This window comes from Arthrobacter sp. LjRoot14 (genome assembly GCF_964253905.1).
Classification (GTDB): Bacteria; Actinomycetota; Actinomycetes; order Actinomycetales; family Micrococcaceae; genus Arthrobacter.
This window is the reverse complement of the sequence record NZ_CAXURL020000001.1, coordinates 598,341-617,775: the sequence shown is the minus strand read 5'-3', so window position 1 is coordinate 617,775 and position 19,435 is coordinate 598,341. Positions and strand designations below refer to the sequence as shown.

Here is a 19,435-nt window from a genome sequence, read left to right as displayed (position 1 = left end):
TGCGGTTTATCCCACATGCCACATACAACGTCCTACAACCTTAGGGTGCAGTGAATCACATTGACCAGAGGTGTCAGGCGACTATTTTGCGGCCCTCATGCCGCCGGGCGTGCGGCTACTGGCGGGGCGTGCGGACCACTTCGCTGATCCAGGCACGGGTCTTCTCGTCAATGGGGCCGGCCACATTTGTTTCCCTGGCGGCGCGATCGGCTTTGATCTTCTGCATCACCATTCGACCCAGCCCAGCAAACACTGCGGCGGCCATGACCGGAAGTAGTACGGATTTGGGTTTCTGAGCCATGCCGCAATCCTACTGAGCGTGCCAGCGCGCCACCAGAGCCGCCGTCGTGCTTCACCCTCCGGTGAGTGCCCCATTTCACAGTCAGCCCGCGAATGCGGCCTGACGCATTCCGCCCGGTAGAATGGGCAAGCAAGCTCGCGGAGCGCTCGTTCCCGCTGTCTTATGTTTGGAGTCCGCAGTGGCTGTAAATACAGCAGCAGACCAGCGTGAGACGGCACCACTCCGCTGCGCCCTTACCCAACGCTCACGCACAGGAGTTGCCGGATGCCCCGGATCGTTGTCGACGTCATGCCCAAGCCCGAGATTCTGGACCCGCAGGGGAAGGCCATCGTGGGTGCACTCCCCCGGCTGGGCTTCACTGCCTTTAGCTCTGTCCGCCAGGGCAAGCGCTTTGAACTCACTGTCGACGGCGAGGTGACCGAGGAGATCCTGGCCCAGGCCCGGAACGCCGCAGAAACCCTGCTGTCCAACCCCGTCATCGAGGATGTCGTCAACGTCGAGGTCGTCGAGGCCTGAAATGACTGAACTCCCCCTGATTGGCGAGGCGGTAGCCGTTGCGGCCAACCCCCGGCTCGCTGGCGCCCGAATCGGCGTCGTCACCTTCCCCGGAACCCTGGACGACCGCGACGCCGCCCGCGCGGTCCGACTGGCAGGCGCCACCCCGGTGGAACTCTGGCACGCAGACACCACCCTTGGCGACGTTGACGCCGTCGTGATTCCCGGCGGTTTCTCCTACGGCGACTACCTCCGCGCCGGCGCCATTGCACGCTTCGCGCCGCTGATGGCAAAAATCATCGACGCCGCAAACTCGGACGCCAAGCTGCCGGTCCTGGGCATCTGCAACGGCTTCCAGATCCTCACCGAGTCGCACCTGCTGCCCGGCTCGATGATCAAGAACGACCACCTGAAGTTCATGTGCCGCGACCAGGTCCTGCGCGTGGAAAACAACACCACCGCCTGGACCAGCGACTACGCCGCCGGCCAGGAAATCACCGTTCCGTTGAAGAACCAGGACGGGCAGTACATCGCCGATGAGAAGGTCCTGGACGCCCTTGAGGCCGAAGGCCGCGTGGTGTTCCGTTACGTGGGCTTCAACCCGAACGGCTCCCGCCGCGACATCGCCGGTATCTCCAACACCGCCGGCAACGTGGTGGGCCTCATGCCGCACCCCGAGCACGCCGTAGAGGCCGGCTTCGGCCCGGCATCCCTCGACGGCATCGGCGGCTCGGACACCGACGGCCTCGGTTTCTTCACCTCCGTATTGAACAAGATTGTGGGAGGCGCAAAGTGAGTACCTCAGCTGAAACCGTCAGCAAGAAGTTCAACATCGACACCGTGGAGAACGCGGCCAAGACCCCCGACGTCGAACTCCCCTGGGCCGAACTGGGCCTGAAGCAGAACGAGTTCGACGAGGTCGTCAAGGTCCTGGGCCGCCGCCCGACCGGCGCCGAGCTCGCCATGTACTCCGTGATGTGGAGCGAACACTGCTCCTACAAGTCCTCGAAGAACCACCTGCGCCAGTTCGGCGACAAGGTGACGGACGAGATGAAGAAGGACATGCTGGTGGGCATCGGCGAAAACGCCGGTGTCACCAACCTGGGCGACGGCTGGGCCGTGACGTTCAAGATCGAGTCCCACAACTCGCCGTCGTTCGTTGAGCCCTACCAGGGCGCCGCAACGGGCATCGGCGGCATCGTCCGCGACATCATCTCCATGGGTGCCCGCCCGGTGGCCGTGATGGATCCGCTGCGGTTCGGCGCCATTGACCACCCGGACACCGCACGCGTCATGCACGGTGCCGTGGCCGGTATCGGCGGCTACGGCAACTCCCTGGGCCTGCCCAACATCGGCGGCGAAATGGTCTTCGACTCCGTGTACCAGGGCAACCCGCTGGTGAACGCGCTGGCCGTCGGCGTTATGCGCCACGAGGACATCCGCCTGGCCAACGCCTCCGGCAAGGGCAACAAGGTAGTGCTGTTCGGTGCACGCACCGGCGGCGACGGCATCGGCGGCGCCTCCGTGCTGGCCTCCGAGTCCTTCGACGACACCAAGCCGTCCAAGCGTCCCGCCGTCCAGGTGGGCGACCCGTTCGCCGAGAAGGTCCTGATCGAGTGCTGCCTCGAGCTGTTCAAGGGTTCCCTCGTTGAGGGCATCCAGGACCTCGGCGCCGCGGGCATTTCCTGCGCCACCTCCGAGCTCGCCTCCAACGGCGACGGCGGCATGGAAGTCGAGCTGACCTCCGTGCTGCTGCGCGATCCCACGCTGACCCCGGGCGAGATCCTGATGTCCGAGTCGCAGGAACGCATGATGGCGGTGGTGACCCCCGAGAACGTCGCCGCCTTCGAAGCCGTCATGGACAAGTGGGCCGTGGAGTACTCCTGGCTGGGCGAGGTGACCGACACCGGCCGCCTGATCATCACGTGGGAAGGCGAGGTCATTGTCGACGTCGACCCGCGCACCGTGGCGCACGACGGTCCGGTCTATGACCGCCCGTTTGCCCGCCCGGAATGGCAGGACGCCGTTCAGGCCGACGCTTTCACCGGGTCCGTGCAGGATGCCGGCCGCCCTTCCGCTCCCAAGGAACTGGCCGCCGCCGTCACCGAGCTCATTTCTTCGCCGAACATGTGCGACAAATCCTGGATCACCAACCAGTACGACCGTTACGTCGGCGGCAACACCGCCATGGCGTTCCCGGACGACGCCGGCGTGGTTCGCGTTGACGAGGAAACCGGCCTGGGCGTGGCCCTGGCCACTGACGCCAACGGCCGCTACACCTACCTCGACCCGTACCACGGCGCACAGCTCGCGCTGGCCGAGGCGTACCGCAACGTCGCCACCTCCGGCGCGGTGCCGATGGCCGTCAGCGACTGCCTGAACTTCGGTTCCCCCGAGGACCCGGACGTCATGTGGCAGCTCGCCGAGGCCATCCGCGGCCTGTCCGACGCCTGCATGGTGCTGGGCGTCCCGGTCACCGGCGGCAACGTCTCGCTGTACAACCAGACCGGGACCACGCCCATTCACCCCTCCCCCGTGGTGGCCGTGCTGGGCAAGCTCGACGACGTCGCCCGCCGCACGCCGTCGGGCTGGAAGGAAGACGGCCAGGCCATCTACCTCCTGGGCACCACGGCGGCAGAACTGGACGGCTCCGAGTGGGCCAACCTGCGCGGCCACCTTGGCGGGCAGCCGCCGAAGGTTGACCTCGCTGCCGAACGCGCGCTGGGTGAAATCCTGATCAACGCCTCCCGCGACGGCATGGTGGACTCCGCGCACGACCTCTCCGAGGGCGGCCTCGCGGCAGCCCTGGTTGAGTCCGCGCTGCGCTACGGCGTGGGTGCACGGATTGCCCTGCAGGACGTCATGGACCGTGACGGCGTGGACCTCTTCACGGCGCTGTTCTCCGAGACCCAGGGCCGCGCCATTGTTGGCGTGCCGCGCTCCGAGGAAGTCCGCTTCACGGACATGTGCACCGCCCGCGGCTTCGCCCACGCCCGCATCGGCGTGGTGGACGCAGCAAGCGGCCAGCTGGAGATCAACGGCGTGGAGACCATGAACCTCGACGCCCTCCGCGAAGCCCACGAAGCCACCCTGCCGAAGTACTTCGGCTAGGCACTCTCATCGATTGCTCCGTACCCGCCGTTTTGAACCCTCAGAACGGCAGTTACGGAGCAATCGTTGCTTAACGCCCGGGCCGCCAACCCGCTTGGATCAGCGCGGTGCGAACCTTGGACACCGCCGGCCTGGCGCCGTCCAGCATATGCCGTTTGGAAATTCGAACCTCCGCCCATCCCAGCATCTCGTAGGATTCAGAACGGGCAATGTCCCGGACGATTTGCACCTCGTCGCCATGATGCTCTCCTTCGTACTCGATCCCGATCCGGTACTTGCGGTATGACAAGTCAGGCTCGTGATGGCGGCGGCCATCGTCGCCGATGATCGGTACGTTCAGCTCCGGCTCCGGCAGCCCGGCCCGCACCAGGGCCAGCCGAAGGACCGTTTCCTGCGGTGAGTCGGCGCCCACCCTGATGAGCTTGATCGCTTCCTTTGCCTTGCGTAATCCGCGCTTTCCCTTGTGCCTGTCAATCATCCGCTGGAGGTCGGCCAAAGTGCAGAGCGGCATGTCCCTGTCCTCAAAGTCTGCCCGCGGCACCCGAACACAGCTGTCGCCCATGGCCACGAGCTCGTCCACTGACAGCATCTCCGCCATGTCCAGCCAGGTCCGCTCCGGAGTGGTCACGGATATCCCCTCAACTGTGGTGACCTCGTCGCTGTAGAGCTTCATCCGGTGCACGATGACATGCGGCCGATTGAGATGAGCTTCGCCCTCAGGCCTGATGACATGAAACATGTCCTGCGATCCCTTCTGCTGACGCCGCGGCAGCACGAAGAGTTCCGCCGCTGTGAGGTGCGATGCGGCGCATCGCTCGTTGACCTCAATGAAGGGCCGCACCCTGATACTCAACGGGAGGTCCGCCGTCGCGCTTTCCGCGCGTATTCCCTTCCCGAGGCGATGCAGGGAGCTGTGCCGCAGCCGTTTGGGTGACACTCCGGCCCGCGCCGCGTCCGTCACGGTGAAGGGTCGATCCTGAAAATCATCCGGCAACGGACGTGCAGTCTTCATGGGTTCATGAGAGCAGAATGCCGCCGCGCCCGCAGAAGTTATCCACACGGCCCATCGATTGCTCCGTAGCGGCCGTTTTGGGGTGTCAAAAGGGCCCGTGCGGAGCAATCGATGAGTCAGTCGTCGCTGCGGAGCTCGCGTTGCCTGGCGCTGAGGAGTTCTAGTTCGGGGCGGTTGGCAACGAAGCGTTCGACGGCGGTGAGCACCTCCACGAGGTGCGCCCGGTCTGCTGCAACCAGCCCGGCGCCAAGCTGCGTGCGCCGGTACTGTTCGTGGTCCCCCACCTCGGCCACGGAAACCTCAAAGCGGCGCTTCAGCTCCGCCAGCAGCGGCCGCACCACGGAACGCTTCTCCTTGAGGCTGTGAACGTCGCCCAGGAGAATGTCGAACTCAATCCATCCGATCCACATGGGGCGGTCCTTCCCGGGCGGCTAGGCGATGGTGAGTTCGCCCATGCGGTCCCAGCCGTCGCCGTCGAGCTGGCGGCTGATGATGCGGGGCGTCTCAGCGAGGGCCTGGGGCATGTCCGCCATCGCTTTCTGGAAGTGTGCGCTATTGACGTGGTCGCCGGCGGCATCGTCCTTGAAGGCTTCCACGAGGACAAACTCGTTGGGGTCCTCCACGCTGCGGGACCAGTCGAACCACAGGTTGCCGGGCTCCTGACGCGTCGCCTGGGTGAAGTCCTTCACCAGGCCCAGCCACTTATCCGACCAGTCCGGCTTGACCTTGAACTTGACGACAATGAAGATCACGGGGTTATGCCTTTCGTTGTTTTTCTAGGGCTCGTTGTCTTTCTACGGCCGGCCGGCGGCGAGGGAATGCTGGCACTCCTCGATCGCCTCACGGGCCCATTCCTGCTGCTGGGGTGTGCCGACACGTTCCGCCCACTGTTCGGCAAGCTGGAACTCGACCAGGGCCTCGGTGAAGCGGCCGCCCTGGTGCAGCGTCCAGCCCAGGTTGTTGTGCAGCGAGACCATCCACCGCCTGGTCCGAGGGTCGTGCACCGTGGAAGCATACTCGAGGGCACTGCGGGTCCAGGACTCGGCGTGCTCAGGGTCCGCGATCGCCAGCATGTGCAGCGCGTCGACGGCCAGGAATTCCTCACTGAGGTGGTCCGCCAGTTCGGCGGCCTGTTCAAACAGCGGCACGGCCATCGCGGCATGCCCGCTGGAGTTCAGCAGGCGGCCCCGCTCCAGGAGCACGCGGACGGCCACGGTGGGCTCGTCGGCGTCGATCGCGTCCAGGAGTGCGTCGGCTTCCTCGTAGCGGCCCTGCAGTCCGATGGCCCGCCCCACCTGGGTGGCGAGCTCGGCCCGTTCATCGGCGTCGTAATTTTCGTCTGTGGCAGCCGTCCGGAAACGGGCTTCCGATCCTGCGGGGTCGTCGAAGTTCCACAATTGGTCAAGGGTTTTCTGTTCCAGCATCCACCTGCTCCTGATCAGCTTTCACCTGCGGCCAGTTCGTGCGCACTCCCAATGTATCGGGAAGTGACGTGTCTTTGTGCGCGTGCCGTGACGGCGCTGCCGGCCGCGTAAAACCAGTTGGAGGGCCGGCTGAAGGCAGTGATCTTCAGGAACACACGCCCCTGACCGTCCAGTTCCACTTCAAAGGCTTCCTCGCCCCGCACCGGATGGCCGGACAGCGTGCCGTACCCGAAACCGGCGCTTTGCGGGCCGTCGCCGGGCACCGGCCGGCGCACCCACACCACCTCGCAGGGCGCGTTGATCCGGAAAGGCCCGACGCCGAATCCGCTCACTACGCGGGCGCCGGGCACCACGACGTCGGAGTCGGCGCGGACCCGCAGCCCGGACCGTTTCTGCAGCTGCCAGGCCAGGATCCCGTGGGCCACCCGCCGGTAGAGTGCCGCACCCTCGCCGAGGTACGCCTGGGTCACCAGCCAGGGGATGCCGTCCGGCGGCCGTCCGTGTTCGGTGGAACCAACGCCAGGGTAATCCAGGCTGCCCCGGGCGACGCGGCTGACGCGGCCGGCACCGCGACGGCTCTTCATGTGCCCTCACCCCGGGCGAGCCCGGCCCATCCCAGCTGTTCGCGCTGCTTCCGGCTCATTGTTGCCACCACCAGATCGTAGGAGTCCTCCACCATGTCCCGGATCATGTCATCCGGCAGCGATCCGTCCAGCCGGACCCCGTTCCAGTGCGTCTTGTTCATGTGCCAGGCGCCGGTAATTCCCGGATGGATGGCCCGGAGCTGTTCTGCCAGCGCAGGCTCGCACTTGAGGCTCACGGACCAATCTTCAGAATCCATCGCGGATGCGGCGAACATCTTGGCCTCCTGCCGTGAACCGCCCGCCACGGCTGCCCGCACCTTGAAAACGGAGGTTTCCGGGCCGAACGGAAAGTCTTCGAAGGCGCCGGGGAAGCTCAGGCAGATCTTCCGGAGGGTGTCAACGTCCATGGCACGAGCCTATCCGGCGGCAGGGATAAACCGCAGGTGCTAGATGCCCACGCGCCAGCCTTCGCGGGCCGGGCACGAGTTGACCACCACGTCCAGTCCGGCGGCCTTGGCACGCTCAACGGCAGCGTCGTCGAAGACACCGAGCTGCAGCCACACCGCCTTGGCGCCCACCGCGATGGCCTGGTCGATGACAGCACCCACATTGTGGGAGTTCACAAAACAGTCCACGACGTCGATCGGGTGCTTTTCCGCGGGGATGTCCGCCAGGGACCGGTAACCCTTCTCCCCGTGAACGTCATCGCCGGGGAGGTTGACCGGAATGATTTCCATGCCCATCCGGTCACGGATGTACAGGGAGACGTCGTACGCCGAGCGCCACTCATTGGTGCTCAGGCCGACGATTGCCCAGGTGCCTTTGGTTCGCATGAGTCGGGCAATGACTGCCGGATCGTTAACGTGGGACATGCATCAACCTTACTCCTGCGGACTTTGCGGACAATTCTCGAATATGTGAATGAAATAGGGTCGGTGCACGTGGGATGACCGAATATGACAGCGCTGAACGCCCGGATTTTGTGAAATCGTGCATCTCGGTTCTAGTAGGTAATGACCATCCCGAGCGGCCGAGAGACCTGGATCGATGAAGCCGCAGCAACCCCGGTGACGTGAGACGACCATTCCCACGAAACCGTTCCTCCTCTTTCTCTTTCGAGGAATTCTTGGAACGAGGGGTGCTACTGCCAGGACCGATGGAGTGCTGTAATGACCCCTGATAGTTCTTCTGCCCTGCCCACCCTTGCCCGGATTCCGTCCGAGGCAACTCCACAAACCACTTCGGACGCGACGGCGATCGAAGCAGGGCTGCGTGACGCGCCCGGCTCCTCTCGCGGCTCTTCGGGATGGTCCCTGACCGAGCCCACGGACGGCGCAGTGCACGGCGTCCCCACTGACGGACCGGCGCGTCACCGCAGTACCACCAACGTAGCGTTCTGGGAAGAACAGGCCCTCCGCCTCGACTGGGCGGCACCGTCCGGCGGAGCCCTCAGCGGAGATGCCAGCGGCAAGCCCTGGCATACCGCGCACCGGCGCGTTCCGGCAGACCTGGAAGCCGGCACCGGACCGGACATCACCTGGTTCGAGGGCGGCAGGCTCAACGTCGCTTACAACTGCGTGGACCGCCACGTTGCCGCGGGCCACGGCACCAAGGTGGCGCTGCACTTCGAAGGCGAGCCGGGCGACCGCCGTGCCGTCACGTACGCCGAGCTTCAGCGCGAAGTGTCCAAGGCCGCGAACGCGCTCCTCGCACTCGGCATCACCAAAGGCGACCGCGTGGTCATCTACCTCCCGGTCATCCCCGAAACCGTCATCATCACCCTTGCCGTGGCGCGTATCGGCGCCATCCATTCCCTGGTGTTCGGCGGGTTCTCCGCGGAGGCGCTGAAGTTCCGGGTGGAGGACACCGGCGCCAAGCTCCTGGTCACCACGGACGGCCAGTTCCGCCGCGGGGTGGCAGTGCCGGTCAAGGACAATGCGGATGCCGCAGTTGCCGGGGACAACGCCATCGAACACGTGCTGGTGGTCAACCGCACCACCCCGGCGGACCAGCTGGCGACGGTCCCCATGACTGAAGGCCGGGACGTCTGGTGGCACGACGCCGTCGGGCAGGCCTCCGAGCTGCACGAAGCGGAGGCGTTCGACGCCGAGACTCCCCTCTTCATCATGTACACCTCCGGAACCACGGGTAAGCCCAAGGGCCTGGTGCACACCTCCGGCGGCTACCTGACGCAGGCGTCCTGGAGCTTCGAGCACCTCTTCAGCAACCCGGACCCGGCGCTCCGCGACCAGGATGTGCACTGGTGCACCGCGGACCTCGCCTGGGTCACTGCCCACACCTACGAGATCTACGGCCCGCTCTCCAACGGCGTCACCCAGGTGATCTTCGAGGGTACGCCGAACACGCCGCATCCGGGCCGGCACTTCGAGATCATCGAACGCTACGGCGTGACGCAGTACTACACAGCGCCCACCCTGGTGCGCTCGCTCATGGGCTGGTTCCCCGACGGCGTCCCGGACAGCTACGATTTGTCCTCCATCCGGATGCTCGGCACCGTGGGCGAAGCCGTCAACCCTGAGGCCTGGCGCTGGCTCCGCCAGAACGTCGGTGCCGGCACCGCACCGGTGGTGGACACCTGGTGGCAGTCCGAGACCGGCGCCACCATCCTCTCTCCCGCACCGACGGACACCGGGTTCAAGCCGGGCTGCGCGGCCCGCCCGCTTCCCGGGGTCAGCACCCGGATCGTGGACGACGCCGGCAACACCGTTCCGCCGGGCGTCCAGGGATTCATTGTGGTGGACTCGCCCGGACCCGCGATTGCCCGTACCGTCTGGGGCAATCCGCAGCGCTACTTCGATTCGTACTGGCGCAAGTATGCGGAGCAGGGCTGGTTCCTCGCCGGTGACGGCGCCAGATACGACGACGACGGCGACATCTGGATCCTGGGGCGGGTGGATGACACCCTCAACGTCTCAGGCCACCTGCTGTCCACGATCGAAATCGAATCGGCCCTCGTCGCCCACCCGGACGTAGTGGAAGCCGGCGTCTGCCCGGTGACTGACCCCAAGACCGGGCACGCCATCGTCGCGTTCGTGGTGCTGAAGGGCGGGGTTCCGACGGAAGTGGCCGCCGAACTCCGGAACCACGTGGCGAAGGAGATCGGACCGATCGCGAAGCCGCGCGACGTCGTCGTGGTTCCCGACGTGCCCAAGACCCGCAGCGGCAAGATCATGCGCAGGCTCCTCACCCAGCTTTTCGAGGGGACCACCCTCGGCGACACCACATCACTCCAGAACGAACCGGCAATCGCCGGCATCCAGGAAGCCCTGGCCGGCTACGCCGCCTCCCTCATTGGGCAGAAGCAGTCTCCCCTCAACGGACAGAAGTAAAGGAACAATCATGAACGACATCAGCAGCGTTGCCCGTCTTTCCGAACCGCTCAAGTTCGCCTACTGGGTGCCGAACGTTTCCGGAGGCCTGGTGGTCTCCACCATCGAACAGCGCACCGGCTGGGACTTCGACTACAACAAAAAGCTGGCCCGGATCGCCGAGGACTCCGGCTTCGAGTACGCCCTGACCCAGACCCGCTACGCCGCCTCCTACGGCGCGGACAAGCAGCATGAAGCCACGTCCTTCAGCCTGGCCCTGCTGGCCGCCACCGAGCGCCTCAAGGTGATCTCCGCCGTCCACCCCGGCATGTGGCACCCCGGCGTGCTGGCCAAGTTCATCATCACCGCGGACCACATCTCCAACGGCCGCGCCGCCGTCAACATCGTCTCCGGCTGGCTCAAGAACGAGTTCACCAACTTCGGCCTGGAGTGGCTGGAACACGACGAACGCTACGTGCGCACCGAGGAATTCATCAAGGTCCTGCGGGGCCTGTGGACCGAGCAGGAGTACAGCCAGTCCGGCAAGTACTACAACATCACCGACTTCACCCTGAACCCTGCCCCGGTGGACGTTCCGGGCCGCGCGCACCCTGAAATCTTCTTCGGCGGCAACTCCACCGCGGCCCAGGCCACCGCCGGCCGCGTGGCGGACTGGTACTTCTCCAACGGCAAGGACCTGGAAGGCTTCAAGGAGAACATCGCGGGCGTGGTTGCTGCCGCAGGAGAAAGCGGCCGCGGCACGGACGGCTCGCTCCCGGCCGCTTTGCCCTCCGCTTTGTCCGCTCCGCGGTTTGGCCTCAACGGCTTCGTCATTGCCCGCGACTCCGAAAAGGAAGCCCGCGACACCCTCCGCGAAATCGTGGAGAAGGCGCACAAGCCCGCCGTCGAGGGGTTCCGGGCCGCGGTCCAGGAAGCCGGTCCTTCCACCAAGGACGGCAAGGGCATGTGGGCCGACTCAAGCTTCGAGGACCTGGTCCAGTACAACGACGGCTTCAAGACCCAGCTGATCGGCACCCCGGAACAGATCGCCGAGCGGATCGTGGAGTACAAGAAGATCGGCGTAAACCTATTCCTCACCGGATACCTGCACTTCCAGGAGGAAGTCGCCGCGTTCGGCCAGGACATCCTGCCGATCGTCCGCGAACTCGAGGCTGACCTCGCCCGCAGGAACGGCACCGAACTGGACCTGTCCGGCACGCCCGTGGCCGCCGACGCGTCAAAAACCACCGGGCTGGTGAACGCGTAATGGCGGACCGCAAGTTCGGCTTCCGCACCCGCGCCCTGCACGCCGGCGGCACACCCGACGCCGAGCACGGCGCGCGGGCCGTCCCGATCTACCAGACCACGTCCTTCGTCTTCAAGGACACCCAGGACGCCGCCAACCTCTTCGCCCTGCAGAAGTACGGCAACATCTACTCCCGGATCGGCAACCCCACGGTGGCGGCGTTCGAAGAGCGCATTGCCTCCTTGGAGGGCGGCATCGGCGCCGTTGCGACGTCGTCGGGCATGGCCGCGGAATTCATTACGTTCGCCGCGCTCACCCAGGCGGGCGACCACATCGTGGCGGCCTCCCAGCTCTACGGCGGCACCGTCACCCAGCTGGACGTCACGCTGCGCCGCTTCGGGGTGGACACCACGTTCGTCCCCGGTACCGATCCGGCGGACTACGCCGCCGCGGTCCGGGAGAACACTAAGGCGATCTTCGTCGAGGTGGTGGCCAACCCGTCGTCCGAAGTCCAGGACCTTGAGGGGCTGGCAAAGGTGGCGCGCGACGCCGGCATCCCCCTGGTCGTCGACGCCACCTTGAGCACGCCGTACCTGGTGCGGCCGATCGAGCACGGGGCGGACATCGTGATCCACTCCGCCACCAAGTTCCTCGGCGGACACGGCACCACCCTGGGCGGCGTGATCGTGGAGAGCGGCCGGTTCAACTGGGGCAACGGCAAGTTCCCCAGCATGACCGAGCCCGTGGCCTCCTACGGCAACGTCTCCTGGTGGGGCAACTTCGGCGAGTACGGCTTCCTGACCAAGCTCCGCTGCGAGCAGTTGCGGGATATCGGCCCCGCGCTCTCTCCGCAGTCCGCGTTCCAGCTGCTGCAGGGCGTGGAAACCCTTCCGCAGCGCCTGGACGAGCACCTGAAGAACGCCCAGGCCGTGGCCGAGTGGCTTGAAGCGGACGAGCGCGTCGCCTACGTGAACTTCTCCGGCCTGCCCTCCCACCCGCACTTTGAGCGGGCGAAGAAGTACCTGCCCCTGGGGCCGGGTTCGGTGTTCTCGTTCGGCGTCAAGGGCGGCCGCGCTGCCGGGCAGAAATTCATCGAGTCACTCCAGCTGGCCTCACACCTGGCCAACGTTGGCGACTCCCGGACCCTTGTGATCCACCCCGGCTCCACGACCCACCAGCAGCTGAGTCCGGTCCAGCTGGAATCCGCGGGCGTCCCCGAGGACCTGGTCCGGATCTCGATCGGGCTCGAGGACATCGAGGACATCCTGTGGGACCTGGACCAGGCGCTGGACGCCGCCTCCTCGTCGGTGGTTGAACCTGTCGAAACCGTCGCCGCCGATGCCTGCACGATCGGAGCAATCGCATGAGCGCAGCAGAATCCAGGACCTGGGAAGGCCCGTCAGCGCCCGACCGCCTGAACCTGCTCCGGCAGGCTAAGTCCATCGCCATTGTGGGCGCCTCGGACAAGCCCTCGCGGGCAAGTTACTTCGTGGCAACCTACCTGCAGTCCTCCACCCGCTACAAGGTGTACTTCGTGAACCCGGTAGTCAAGGAAATCCTGGGACAGCCCACCTACGCGTCGCTTGCCGACCTCCCCGGGAGCCCCGACATCGTGGATGTGTTCCGCAAGCATGATGACCTGCCCGGCGTTCTGGACGAGGCAATCGCAGCCGGTGCCAAGACGCTGTGGCTGCAGCTTGGTTCCTGGCATGAGGACGTGGCGAAGGAAGCGGAAGCCGCCGGGCTCGACGTCGTGATGGACCGGTGCGTCAAGATCGAGCACGCCCGCTTCCACGGCGGACTCCACCTTGCCGGCTTCGACACCGGGGTCATCTCCTCCAAACGGCAGGTCCTGGCCTAACCGGGCCGTTTCAGCGCGAACGGACGCTTGAGGCCCGCCGCGGGTCTTCTAGCGTCCGTTCGAGCATTGCGGGGAGGCCGCCGCTACGGCCGGAACTTCTTCAGCCAGCTGCTGACGGGATCGATGGCGGACTCAACGGCGGAACCGAGCAGGCCCGTACCGGATTTGTCCTTCTTCGGGTTGTTTCCGCGGAGCTCCGAGCTGTTTGCTTCCGGCGCCGGGGTAGCCCTGTCGGAAGGCTCGCCGGCGTTTTCCGGGGAGCCTGGTGCGGACTGTTCCTCCACGGCGGAATCCGCCTCGCTTACGCCGGAGTCCTCAGCGCCCCGCTTCCCTGCGTGGCTGTTGCCGGAGGCCGCCCCGTTTGCCCGGTCGGATACCTTGGCAGGCTGCTGCACCGGCGCACCCGGCTGTGTTTCCGGCGCCTGATCGTTGGCGCGGCCCGCGGCGGCGCTCTGTATGTCCGGGCCTGCCGGCTCGTCTGCATCTGCAAGGCCCACCTGGTCAAGCTGCAGGAAGAGCGGCGAGACCGACGCTCTCGGTCCGCCCGGGTCAGTTGCGGCCGGCTTGAGGGGAAGCATCCAGTCCGGGGTCCAGCCTGTCGTCAGCTCCTGTATGGACCAGGGCCCCGAGCCCGTTGTCGATACTTCGCTGGTGGCGGCAACCGCGCTGACCCCGAGACTCATGCCGGCCAGGACTGCAAGGCCCGCCACCGTGGGGCGGTGCCGGCGCAGCCAGCGTTTCTTCGTCAGTTCATCCCGAGACCCTGCCAGCATGGCCGCAAGCTCGGCGCCCGGGGCGGGAACCTGCATGTGCCCCAGCGAAGCTATGGACAGAAGTGCGGCCCTCAGCTCAGGCACGTCCGTGTGGCCGGCGTCGAGCAGAAGCCGGTCAACGGTCCCACCAGAAACGTCATCCCTGGTTGTCATGGCGCTACGTAGTCCTTTACGGCCGAATGTTCACGGAGTCTGTCCAAAGCACGGCGCTGAAGCTGTTTGACGGCTCCGGCGCTTTTCCCCATAATTTCGGCCACTTGCTCCACCGTGAGATCTGCGATGATCCGCAGCGTCAGGACCTCTTTGTGGTCCTCTCCCAAGATGTCAAGCAGCTGCAGCACTTCCCCGGGTGCCATCAGCAGCATGGCCGCCGCTTCAGCCGAGGCGGCTTCCCGCCGGTCAAGCCCGGGTTCGAACGGTTGCTTCGCGGGCGTCCGGCTTTGCCTTCGGTGATCGTCGACCATTCGCGCATGGGCCACCGAGAACAGGAAGGTCCGAAGCCCGCTGGCACCCCCGCTGATGGTTTCTATCCGGGGAAGGACGGCCAGGAAGACATCCTGCATGGTGGCCTCCGGGTCCTCGACGCCACGGGCGGTCAGGTATCCCAGCACCTGCGACGCATAGCTCCGATAGACCAGATTGAACAGCTCGCCATCGCGGCCCTTGAGGGCCTGGAATGAGGCGTCGGTCAGTGCGTCGGTCACGGACGGATGGCTTTCGTTCAAGGGAGATGGCTACATCATTGTATGGCCATCATGTGGCGGCCGGGCTGTATCCCGCTCCGCAACTTTACCCCGGGTAACCAGGGAAAACCGTCGGAGACCGCGCACTCCTCGGCCGGCTTCCTGCTGAACCGGCTTCGGACAAAAAAGGGCCGGGCCGGAACATGATGGGGGACAGTTCCAGCCCGGCTCTCTTTTTGCAGTCAAGCGCCGGGTTCGAACCTGATGGGGGACAACTTCGAACCCGGCGCTTTCATAGTGGTAATCGTCACGGGGGCGGCCAGGGTTACGCGGAATCAAAAAAAGTGCAAAAAAGTTTTCGTGGCCCGTCTCCGCCGCTTCTGCCGCCGCTCCGACGACACAGTCAGATGCGTCGTACGCAATGCCGGCATCCCGCTATTCACTCAGTGTATAGATGGAGGCGTGAACAACTCACTTACCCTGTTGGGCCTTCTGAGCCGCCAGCCAAGCTATGGCTACGACCTCAAGCACTCATACGACCGCTACTTCGGGACCCAGAAGGCCTTGGCCTTCGGCCAGGTCTATTCCACACTGGCCCGCCTGGTCCGGGACGACTTGATCCGCGCCCTGGGCGAGGAAACCGGCGGCGGCCCGGACCGCAAAAAGTACGAGATCACCGCTGCCGGCCACGGCAAGGTCCGTGAGTGGCTATTCACCCCGGATGTTCCGTCAGAGACGCTGCAAAGCAACCTCTTCGCCAAGACCGTGATCGCTTTGCTCGTCGATGACGACGCCGACCGCCTGCTCGACATCCAGCGCGCGGAGCACATGGCCCGAATGCGGGAGCTCACCCGCCTCAAGCAGGATTCGGACTTGCTGCACGTGCTGATGTGCGACCACGGACTGTTCCACATCGAAGCCGATCTTCGCTGGATCGAACTCACCAGCGCCCGCCTGACCCGACTCAAGAAGGAGCTCCTGAGCGCATGAGTACGATCGATACCCCGTCACCCATCCTCAGTGCCCGCGGGCTGCACCACTCCTTCGGACAGACACGGGCCCTGCGCGGAATCGACCTCGACGTCCAACGCGGCGAAGTGCTCGCCATCATGGGCCCCTCCGGATCGGGCAAGTCAACGCTGCTCCACTGCCTGGCCGGGGTGCTCGTGCCGACTAGCGGCACGGTGGCCTACACTCCGCCACAAAGGCAGACACCGGTGGTGGTCAGCGCCCTCGCAGAACCGAAACGGGCCCGGCTTCGGCTGACCGATTTCGGATTCGTCTTCCAGTTCGGCCAGCTCCTGCCTGAGCTCACCGCAGTGGATAACGTCAGCCTTCCCCTCCTCCTGGGCGGAGCCAAACGCCTGGAGGCCACGCGGCGGTCCGCTGACCTGCTGGACCGACTGGGACTCGACGGGCTCGGCGGCAAGCTGCCCGGCGACTTGTCGGGCGGCCAGGCCCAGCGTGTCGCCGTAGCCAGGGCACTGGTGAGCTCCCCTGCCGTGTTGTTCGCCGACGAGCCCACGGGGTCCCTGGATTCGCTCGCGTCCGAGAACGTCCTCACTCTCATGCTCGAGCTTGTCCGGGAGGTAGGAACGACCGTGGTAATCATCACCCACGACGCACGCACCGCCGCGTACGCTGACCGGGAAGTCATCGTTCGCGACGGTGCAATCGGCGCCGGCTACCGGGTATCGCAGTGAATCCGGGGTTGCTCAAACTGGCAGTCGCCGGCAGCCGGTCCGCCTACGGGCGGCTGGCAGGCATCGCCGGAGGGGTCGCCGTCGGAGTGTGCCTGCTGCTGTTGCTCTGGGGTGGCGCCAACGGCCTTGGCGCCCGCGATGACCGCGGCGCCTGGTTGCGCGAAACCGGCCAAGCTTCCGTGGCCGTTCCCGTGACGACGGACGATCCGGCCGCGTCAGGACCGGCAACACCCGTACCTTTGACCGCGGACACGATCCTCATGACGGCCAACCCGGTGGAAGTCTTCCGCAACCAGCTGATCAACCGCCGGGATGTCGCGGCCCTGATCCCGACCACCGTAAGAATTCCGGGAATCGGCAGCCCTCCGGAGCCGGGCCGGTATTACGCATCGCCGGCCCTCCAGCATCTGATCGAGTCGACACCCCGGGACCAGCTTGGCGATCGTTTCGGGGAATTCGCCGGCACGATCGACGAGGCTGCCCTGCCCGGTCCGGATTCCCTGATCGTTGTCACCGGCGCCACGGAAGCCGAACTCCGCCAGAGCGGAAGGGCGTCCCTCGTTTCCGGGTTCACTGCCACCCCTTACGGAGGCAGCGCGGCCGCCTACAGCACCGTGCTGCTCATCGGTGCCATTGCGGTCTTCTTCCCGGTTCTGCTGCTCATCAGCATCGTCACCGGCCTCGGTGCGGCCCGGCGCCGGGAACGCTTCGCGACCCTGCGGCTCATCGGCGCATCGCCGAACGTGGTCTCGCGGATAGCCGCCGTCGAAACCGCGGTGCCCAGCCTGGTCGGTGCGGTGCTGGGCATCGTATTGGCCGCTCTGTTGAGACCTGCTGCCGCGCTCATCCCGGTTAATGGCACCCGGATGTTCGAAGCTGATCTGGCCACCGGGTGGGGGGCTTCCGCCGCCGTCGTCGCCGCGGTGGTTGCGGCATCGGCCGGGGTGGCCGGCGTCCGCACGGCCAAGGCGGACGTTGGTCCCCTGGGGGTGACGCGCGCCGTCCACGAAAAGACACCCACGGCATGGCGGACGGTGCCCCTGCTGACCGGATTGGGCGCCATGATCACGGCAGTCGTCATTATCCGGGTCGTGAAAATCAGACTGCCATGGATTGAATCACCGCTCCTCATCGGCGGCTTTGTCCTGATCCTTGCGGGCATCGTGGTGATCGGCCCCTGGCTGACCTTGCTGGTCAGCAGGATGGGGCTGCGCCGGGCGCGAAGCGCGGCGGCAGTCATTGCCGCCAGCCGGATCCAAAGAACCCCCGTGGCGACCTTCCGTTCCGTGTCAGGGCTCGTAGTCGCGGTGTTCGTCGTTTCCGTCTTCGCCGGAGCATCCAGCATCGTCGAATCAACGGAGGCGCCCGCGGCCGCGCCAGGTCTGCTGCAGCCCGCCAGCCTGTACGCCACGGTGGGAACGGTGGCCACACCGGCCCGGGTCTCGGACGCCGCACGCCAAGCCAGGAAACTGCCCGGAATCCGGAGCGCCACCGTCGGCTACGGCCCGGCAGCCCTCTCCGAAACGGATGCAGGCCCTGACATCTATCTTCGGTCCTCGGACGCCCCCGGACTGGGCTTTGAAGACATCCCGGCAACCGAGACCGTCAGCGTCGATGCGTCGTTCCTCCACTACGGGACAACCCGGCCCCTGGCACTGACGCCTGCGCCCGGGGCAACCCTGGACGGACTGGTACCGGTGGTGATGGTGCTCGGCACCGACGGGACCCCCGCGGCCATGGACCGAGCCCGGACGGCGCTGAACGGCTCAGGCATCACCGCGATCCCGGCCACCTCACCAATGGACATCGGGTTACAGTCCACCACCCGCCTGGTTCAGGGCCTGGCCGTGCTCGCCTACCTGGGCATGTTCGCCGCTATCGCAATCGCAGGGCTTTCATTGGCCGTCGCCACCGCTTCCGCTGTCCTGGACCGGAAGAGGGTACTCGGCCTCATGCGATTAATGGGAATGCCGGTGTCCGTCCTGCGCCGGATTATCACCCGCGAATCCGCCGTCCCGCTCCTCACCGTGTTGCTGCTCTCGATCGGACTGGGGTTTCTCGTGGCCTGGTTGATGGTGACGTTCATCGACGACACCTACCGGGTGAGGTGGCCGGCGCCCGGCTACTTCCTGGCCCTGGGCCTCAGCCTGCTGCTGGCCCTCGGTGCGGTCACCGCAACTTTCGGCCTCATCCGGGGCCACACCGCGATCACGGCGGCACGCTTCGAATAGGCAATGCTCGTTGGCTCTCAGCGGCCCGTCAGCAGACGGGAAAGGGCTGCGCCCAGTTCGGCGGCGTCCGGCACCAGTCGTCGCCCCGTCTCACGCGCCCGGTCCATCCGGCCGGTACGGAGATCGGTATCGACCAGCAACGCCACGAGCTCCAGCCGGGAGGCCCCCGCCATGGCGGCAGACGACGCAAGGCTTTGCGCGGCCGCACTCGCAGCTTCAAGGTCCCCGCTGTCCAGGGCCCCGATAACGTTGTTGACCCTGGACGGGAGAAGCACCAGGAAGAGGTTCAGGAATTCAACAAGCCGGCTTTGGGCATGAATGTTCCCGGCGAGTTCCTGCACGCGCATGCGGTCGAGGACCGGGGCCCGGTTGATCCGGGCACGGTACCGGCGCGGCCCCTGTTCGAGGGCTGCGGACCGCTCCGGCAGCCCAGGCTCCGGACCGGTCTTCTTCTTACCTGACTTCAAGCTGAGACCCATGACGCCCATCCCCTCCCGTTAGCGGTCCGGCGACTTGCCTGTAGGAGCCGTACTCCCAGCGCAGTGCCGGTGGATCCAACATAGGGAGGGCTGACCGGCCGGTCACGAGTGGCCGGTACCCGAATCACACCCGCTATCACCTGAATCATGCGCATCACTACGTACCGGCGCCACGGCCGCCGTGCAGATCCCGATCCTGTAAC

The 19,435-nt window shown here is 65.9% G+C and carries 21 protein-coding genes; 10 read left to right on the top strand and 11 right to left on the bottom strand.

Annotated features, from left to right (window positions below; all coding sequences use genetic code 11):
* Window positions 1-115: 115 nt before the first annotated feature.
* On the bottom strand, window positions 116-301 hold the full coding sequence (locus ACSQ12_RS02960; protein ID WP_209747577.1) for a hypothetical protein: 186 nt from the start codon (window positions 299-301) through the stop codon (window positions 116-118).
* Window positions 302-565: 264 nt separating this feature from the next.
* On the opposite strand from ACSQ12_RS02960, the gene purS reads away from it, so the two are divergent.
* From purS to purL, 3 genes are read left to right on the top strand one after another with little or no spacing between them, the layout of a single operon-like run.
* Window positions 566-817, top strand: coding sequence for a phosphoribosylformylglycinamidine synthase subunit PurS (gene purS, locus ACSQ12_RS02955; RefSeq protein ID WP_011690410.1), 252 nt, complete (start codon window positions 566-568; stop codon window positions 815-817).
* A 1-nt stretch (window position 818) separates the two neighbouring features.
* Complete coding sequence (gene purQ / locus ACSQ12_RS02950) at window positions 819-1,592, top strand: phosphoribosylformylglycinamidine synthase subunit PurQ (RefSeq protein ID WP_436064267.1); 774 nt, start codon at window positions 819-821, stop codon at window positions 1,590-1,592.
* Window positions 1,589-3,907: a phosphoribosylformylglycinamidine synthase subunit PurL gene (gene purL, locus ACSQ12_RS02945; protein WP_436064266.1), complete on the top strand. Its 2,319-nt coding sequence runs from the start codon at window positions 1,589-1,591 to the stop codon at window positions 3,905-3,907. The genes purQ and purL overlap by 4 nt, the downstream gene beginning before the upstream one ends.
* Window positions 3,908-3,977: 70 nt before the next feature.
* Here the strand turns inward: purL and ACSQ12_RS02940 are convergent, their stop codons facing one another.
* From ACSQ12_RS02940 to ACSQ12_RS02910, 7 genes are all read right to left on the bottom strand, one after another.
* Window positions 3,978-4,919, bottom strand: coding sequence for a hypothetical protein (locus ACSQ12_RS02940; protein WP_436064265.1), 942 nt, complete (start codon window positions 4,917-4,919; stop codon window positions 3,978-3,980).
* A 116-nt stretch (window positions 4,920-5,035) separates the two neighbouring features.
* Window positions 5,036-5,329 (bottom strand): DUF503 domain-containing protein, encoded by a 294-nt coding sequence (locus tag ACSQ12_RS02935; RefSeq protein ID WP_011690407.1) that lies wholly within the window; start codon window positions 5,327-5,329, stop codon window positions 5,036-5,038.
* 21 nt (window positions 5,330-5,350) lie between these two features.
* Window positions 5,351-5,671, bottom strand: a complete 321-nt coding sequence (locus ACSQ12_RS02930) for a putative quinol monooxygenase (protein WP_436064264.1) — start codon at window positions 5,669-5,671, stop codon at window positions 5,351-5,353.
* A gap of 42 nt (window positions 5,672-5,713) precedes the next feature.
* A complete protein-coding gene (locus ACSQ12_RS02925; protein WP_209747585.1) occupies window positions 5,714-6,343 on the bottom strand; it encodes a hypothetical protein in 630 nt (209 codons plus the stop codon).
* Between the two features lie 14 nt (window positions 6,344-6,357).
* Window positions 6,358-6,927, bottom strand: coding sequence for a DUF1990 family protein (locus tag ACSQ12_RS02920; RefSeq protein ID WP_436064263.1), 570 nt, complete (start codon window positions 6,925-6,927; stop codon window positions 6,358-6,360).
* Complete coding sequence (locus tag ACSQ12_RS02915; RefSeq protein WP_436064262.1) at window positions 6,924-7,334, bottom strand: MmcQ/YjbR family DNA-binding protein; 411 nt, start codon at window positions 7,332-7,334, stop codon at window positions 6,924-6,926. Before ACSQ12_RS02915 ends, ACSQ12_RS02920 begins: the two co-directional genes overlap by 4 nt.
* Before the next feature lie 39 nt (window positions 7,335-7,373).
* Window positions 7,374-7,799 carry a CoA-binding protein gene (locus tag ACSQ12_RS02910; protein ID WP_436064261.1) on the bottom strand — a complete coding sequence of 142 codons (426 nt, stop codon included), beginning with the start codon at window positions 7,797-7,799 and terminating at the stop codon, window positions 7,374-7,376.
* A 297-nt stretch (window positions 7,800-8,096) separates the two neighbouring features.
* Between ACSQ12_RS02910 and acs the strand changes: the two genes are divergently transcribed.
* The 4 genes from acs to ACSQ12_RS02890 are packed head-to-tail and all read left to right on the top strand — an operon-like array spanning window position 8,097 to window position 13,363.
* Window positions 8,097-10,277, top strand: a complete 2,181-nt coding sequence (gene acs / locus ACSQ12_RS02905) for an acetate--CoA ligase (RefSeq protein ID WP_436064260.1) — start codon at window positions 8,097-8,099, stop codon at window positions 10,275-10,277.
* Between the two features lie 10 nt (window positions 10,278-10,287).
* Window positions 10,288-11,523 carry a dimethylsulfone monooxygenase SfnG gene (sfnG, locus tag ACSQ12_RS02900; protein ID WP_436064259.1) on the top strand — a complete coding sequence of 412 codons (1,236 nt, stop codon included), beginning with the start codon at window positions 10,288-10,290 and terminating at the stop codon, window positions 11,521-11,523.
* On the top strand, window positions 11,523-12,869 hold the full coding sequence (locus ACSQ12_RS02895; RefSeq protein ID WP_436064258.1) for an O-acetylhomoserine aminocarboxypropyltransferase/cysteine synthase family protein: 1,347 nt from the start codon (window positions 11,523-11,525) through the stop codon (window positions 12,867-12,869). Before sfnG ends, ACSQ12_RS02895 begins: the two co-directional genes overlap by 1 nt.
* Entirely contained in the window at window positions 12,866-13,363 is a 498-nt protein-coding gene (locus tag ACSQ12_RS02890) for a CoA-binding protein (protein ID WP_436064257.1), read from the top strand. The genes ACSQ12_RS02895 and ACSQ12_RS02890 overlap by 4 nt, the downstream gene beginning before the upstream one ends.
* Before the next feature lie 83 nt (window positions 13,364-13,446).
* Here ACSQ12_RS02890 and ACSQ12_RS02885 read toward each other — a convergent pair whose 3' ends face one another.
* Together ACSQ12_RS02885 and ACSQ12_RS02880 are read right to left on the bottom strand one after the other, a co-directional pair.
* Complete coding sequence (locus ACSQ12_RS02885) at window positions 13,447-14,289, bottom strand: hypothetical protein (RefSeq protein ID WP_436064256.1); 843 nt, start codon at window positions 14,287-14,289, stop codon at window positions 13,447-13,449.
* Window positions 14,286-14,840, bottom strand: a complete 555-nt coding sequence (locus ACSQ12_RS02880) for an RNA polymerase sigma factor (RefSeq protein WP_436066922.1) — start codon at window positions 14,838-14,840, stop codon at window positions 14,286-14,288. Before ACSQ12_RS02880 ends, ACSQ12_RS02885 begins: the two co-directional genes overlap by 4 nt.
* Window positions 14,841-15,281: 441 nt before the next feature.
* Between ACSQ12_RS02880 and ACSQ12_RS02875 the strand changes: the two genes are divergently transcribed.
* Genes ACSQ12_RS02875 through ACSQ12_RS02865 form a run of 3 tightly spaced genes read left to right on the top strand, consistent with a single transcriptional unit; the run spans window position 15,282 to window position 18,753 of the window.
* Complete coding sequence (locus ACSQ12_RS02875; RefSeq protein ID WP_436064255.1) at window positions 15,282-15,809, top strand: PadR family transcriptional regulator; 528 nt, start codon at window positions 15,282-15,284, stop codon at window positions 15,807-15,809.
* Window positions 15,806-16,522, top strand: coding sequence for an ABC transporter ATP-binding protein (locus ACSQ12_RS02870; protein WP_436064254.1), 717 nt, complete (start codon window positions 15,806-15,808; stop codon window positions 16,520-16,522). Before ACSQ12_RS02875 ends, ACSQ12_RS02870 begins: the two co-directional genes overlap by 4 nt.
* Window positions 16,523-16,530: 8 nt before the next feature.
* Window positions 16,531-18,753, top strand: coding sequence for an FtsX-like permease family protein (locus tag ACSQ12_RS02865; protein ID WP_436064253.1), 2,223 nt, complete (start codon window positions 16,531-16,533; stop codon window positions 18,751-18,753).
* Between the two features lie 17 nt (window positions 18,754-18,770).
* On the opposite strand, the gene ACSQ12_RS02860 is transcribed toward ACSQ12_RS02865, so the two are convergent.
* Window positions 18,771-19,220 carry an Hpt domain-containing protein gene (locus ACSQ12_RS02860; protein ID WP_436064252.1) on the bottom strand — a complete coding sequence of 150 codons (450 nt, stop codon included), beginning with the start codon at window positions 19,218-19,220 and terminating at the stop codon, window positions 18,771-18,773.
* Window positions 19,221-19,435 lie beyond the last annotated feature (215 nt).

What these genes read in the sequence shown, in the direction of transcription:
- ACSQ12_RS02885 (WP_436064256.1), bottom strand. Translation starts at nt 14,289, where the DNA reads ATGACAACCAGGGATGACGTTTCTGGTGGGACCGTTGACCGGCTTCTG.
- ACSQ12_RS02925 (WP_209747585.1), bottom strand. Translation starts at nt 6,343, where the DNA reads ATGCTGGAACAGAAAACCCTTGACCAATTGTGGAACTTCGACGACCCC.
- ACSQ12_RS02940 (WP_436064265.1), bottom strand. Translation starts at nt 4,919, where the DNA reads ATGAAGACTGCACGTCCGTTGCCGGATGATTTTCAGGATCGACCCTTC.
- acs (WP_436064260.1), top strand. Translation starts at nt 8,097, where the DNA reads ATGACCCCTGATAGTTCTTCTGCCCTGCCCACCCTTGCCCGGATTCCG.
- ACSQ12_RS02920 (WP_436064263.1), bottom strand. Translation starts at nt 6,927, where the DNA reads ATGAAGAGCCGTCGCGGTGCCGGCCGCGTCAGCCGCGTCGCCCGGGGC.
- ACSQ12_RS02870 (WP_436064254.1), top strand. Translation starts at nt 15,806, where the DNA reads ATGAGTACGATCGATACCCCGTCACCCATCCTCAGTGCCCGCGGGCTG.
- ACSQ12_RS02915 (WP_436064262.1), bottom strand. Translation starts at nt 7,334, where the DNA reads ATGGACGTTGACACCCTCCGGAAGATCTGCCTGAGCTTCCCCGGCGCC.
- ACSQ12_RS02910 (WP_436064261.1), bottom strand. Translation starts at nt 7,799, where the DNA reads ATGTCCCACGTTAACGATCCGGCAGTCATTGCCCGACTCATGCGAACC.
- ACSQ12_RS02895 (WP_436064258.1), top strand. Translation starts at nt 11,523, where the DNA reads ATGGCGGACCGCAAGTTCGGCTTCCGCACCCGCGCCCTGCACGCCGGC.
- ACSQ12_RS02935 (WP_011690407.1), bottom strand. Translation starts at nt 5,329, where the DNA reads ATGTGGATCGGATGGATTGAGTTCGACATTCTCCTGGGCGACGTTCAC.
- purQ (WP_436064267.1), top strand. Translation starts at nt 819, where the DNA reads ATGACTGAACTCCCCCTGATTGGCGAGGCGGTAGCCGTTGCGGCCAAC.
- ACSQ12_RS02960 (WP_209747577.1), bottom strand. Translation starts at nt 301, where the DNA reads ATGGCTCAGAAACCCAAATCCGTACTACTTCCGGTCATGGCCGCCGCA.
- purS (WP_011690410.1), top strand. Translation starts at nt 566, where the DNA reads ATGCCCCGGATCGTTGTCGACGTCATGCCCAAGCCCGAGATTCTGGAC.
- sfnG (WP_436064259.1), top strand. Translation starts at nt 10,288, where the DNA reads ATGAACGACATCAGCAGCGTTGCCCGTCTTTCCGAACCGCTCAAGTTC.
- ACSQ12_RS02890 (WP_436064257.1), top strand. Translation starts at nt 12,866, where the DNA reads ATGAGCGCAGCAGAATCCAGGACCTGGGAAGGCCCGTCAGCGCCCGAC.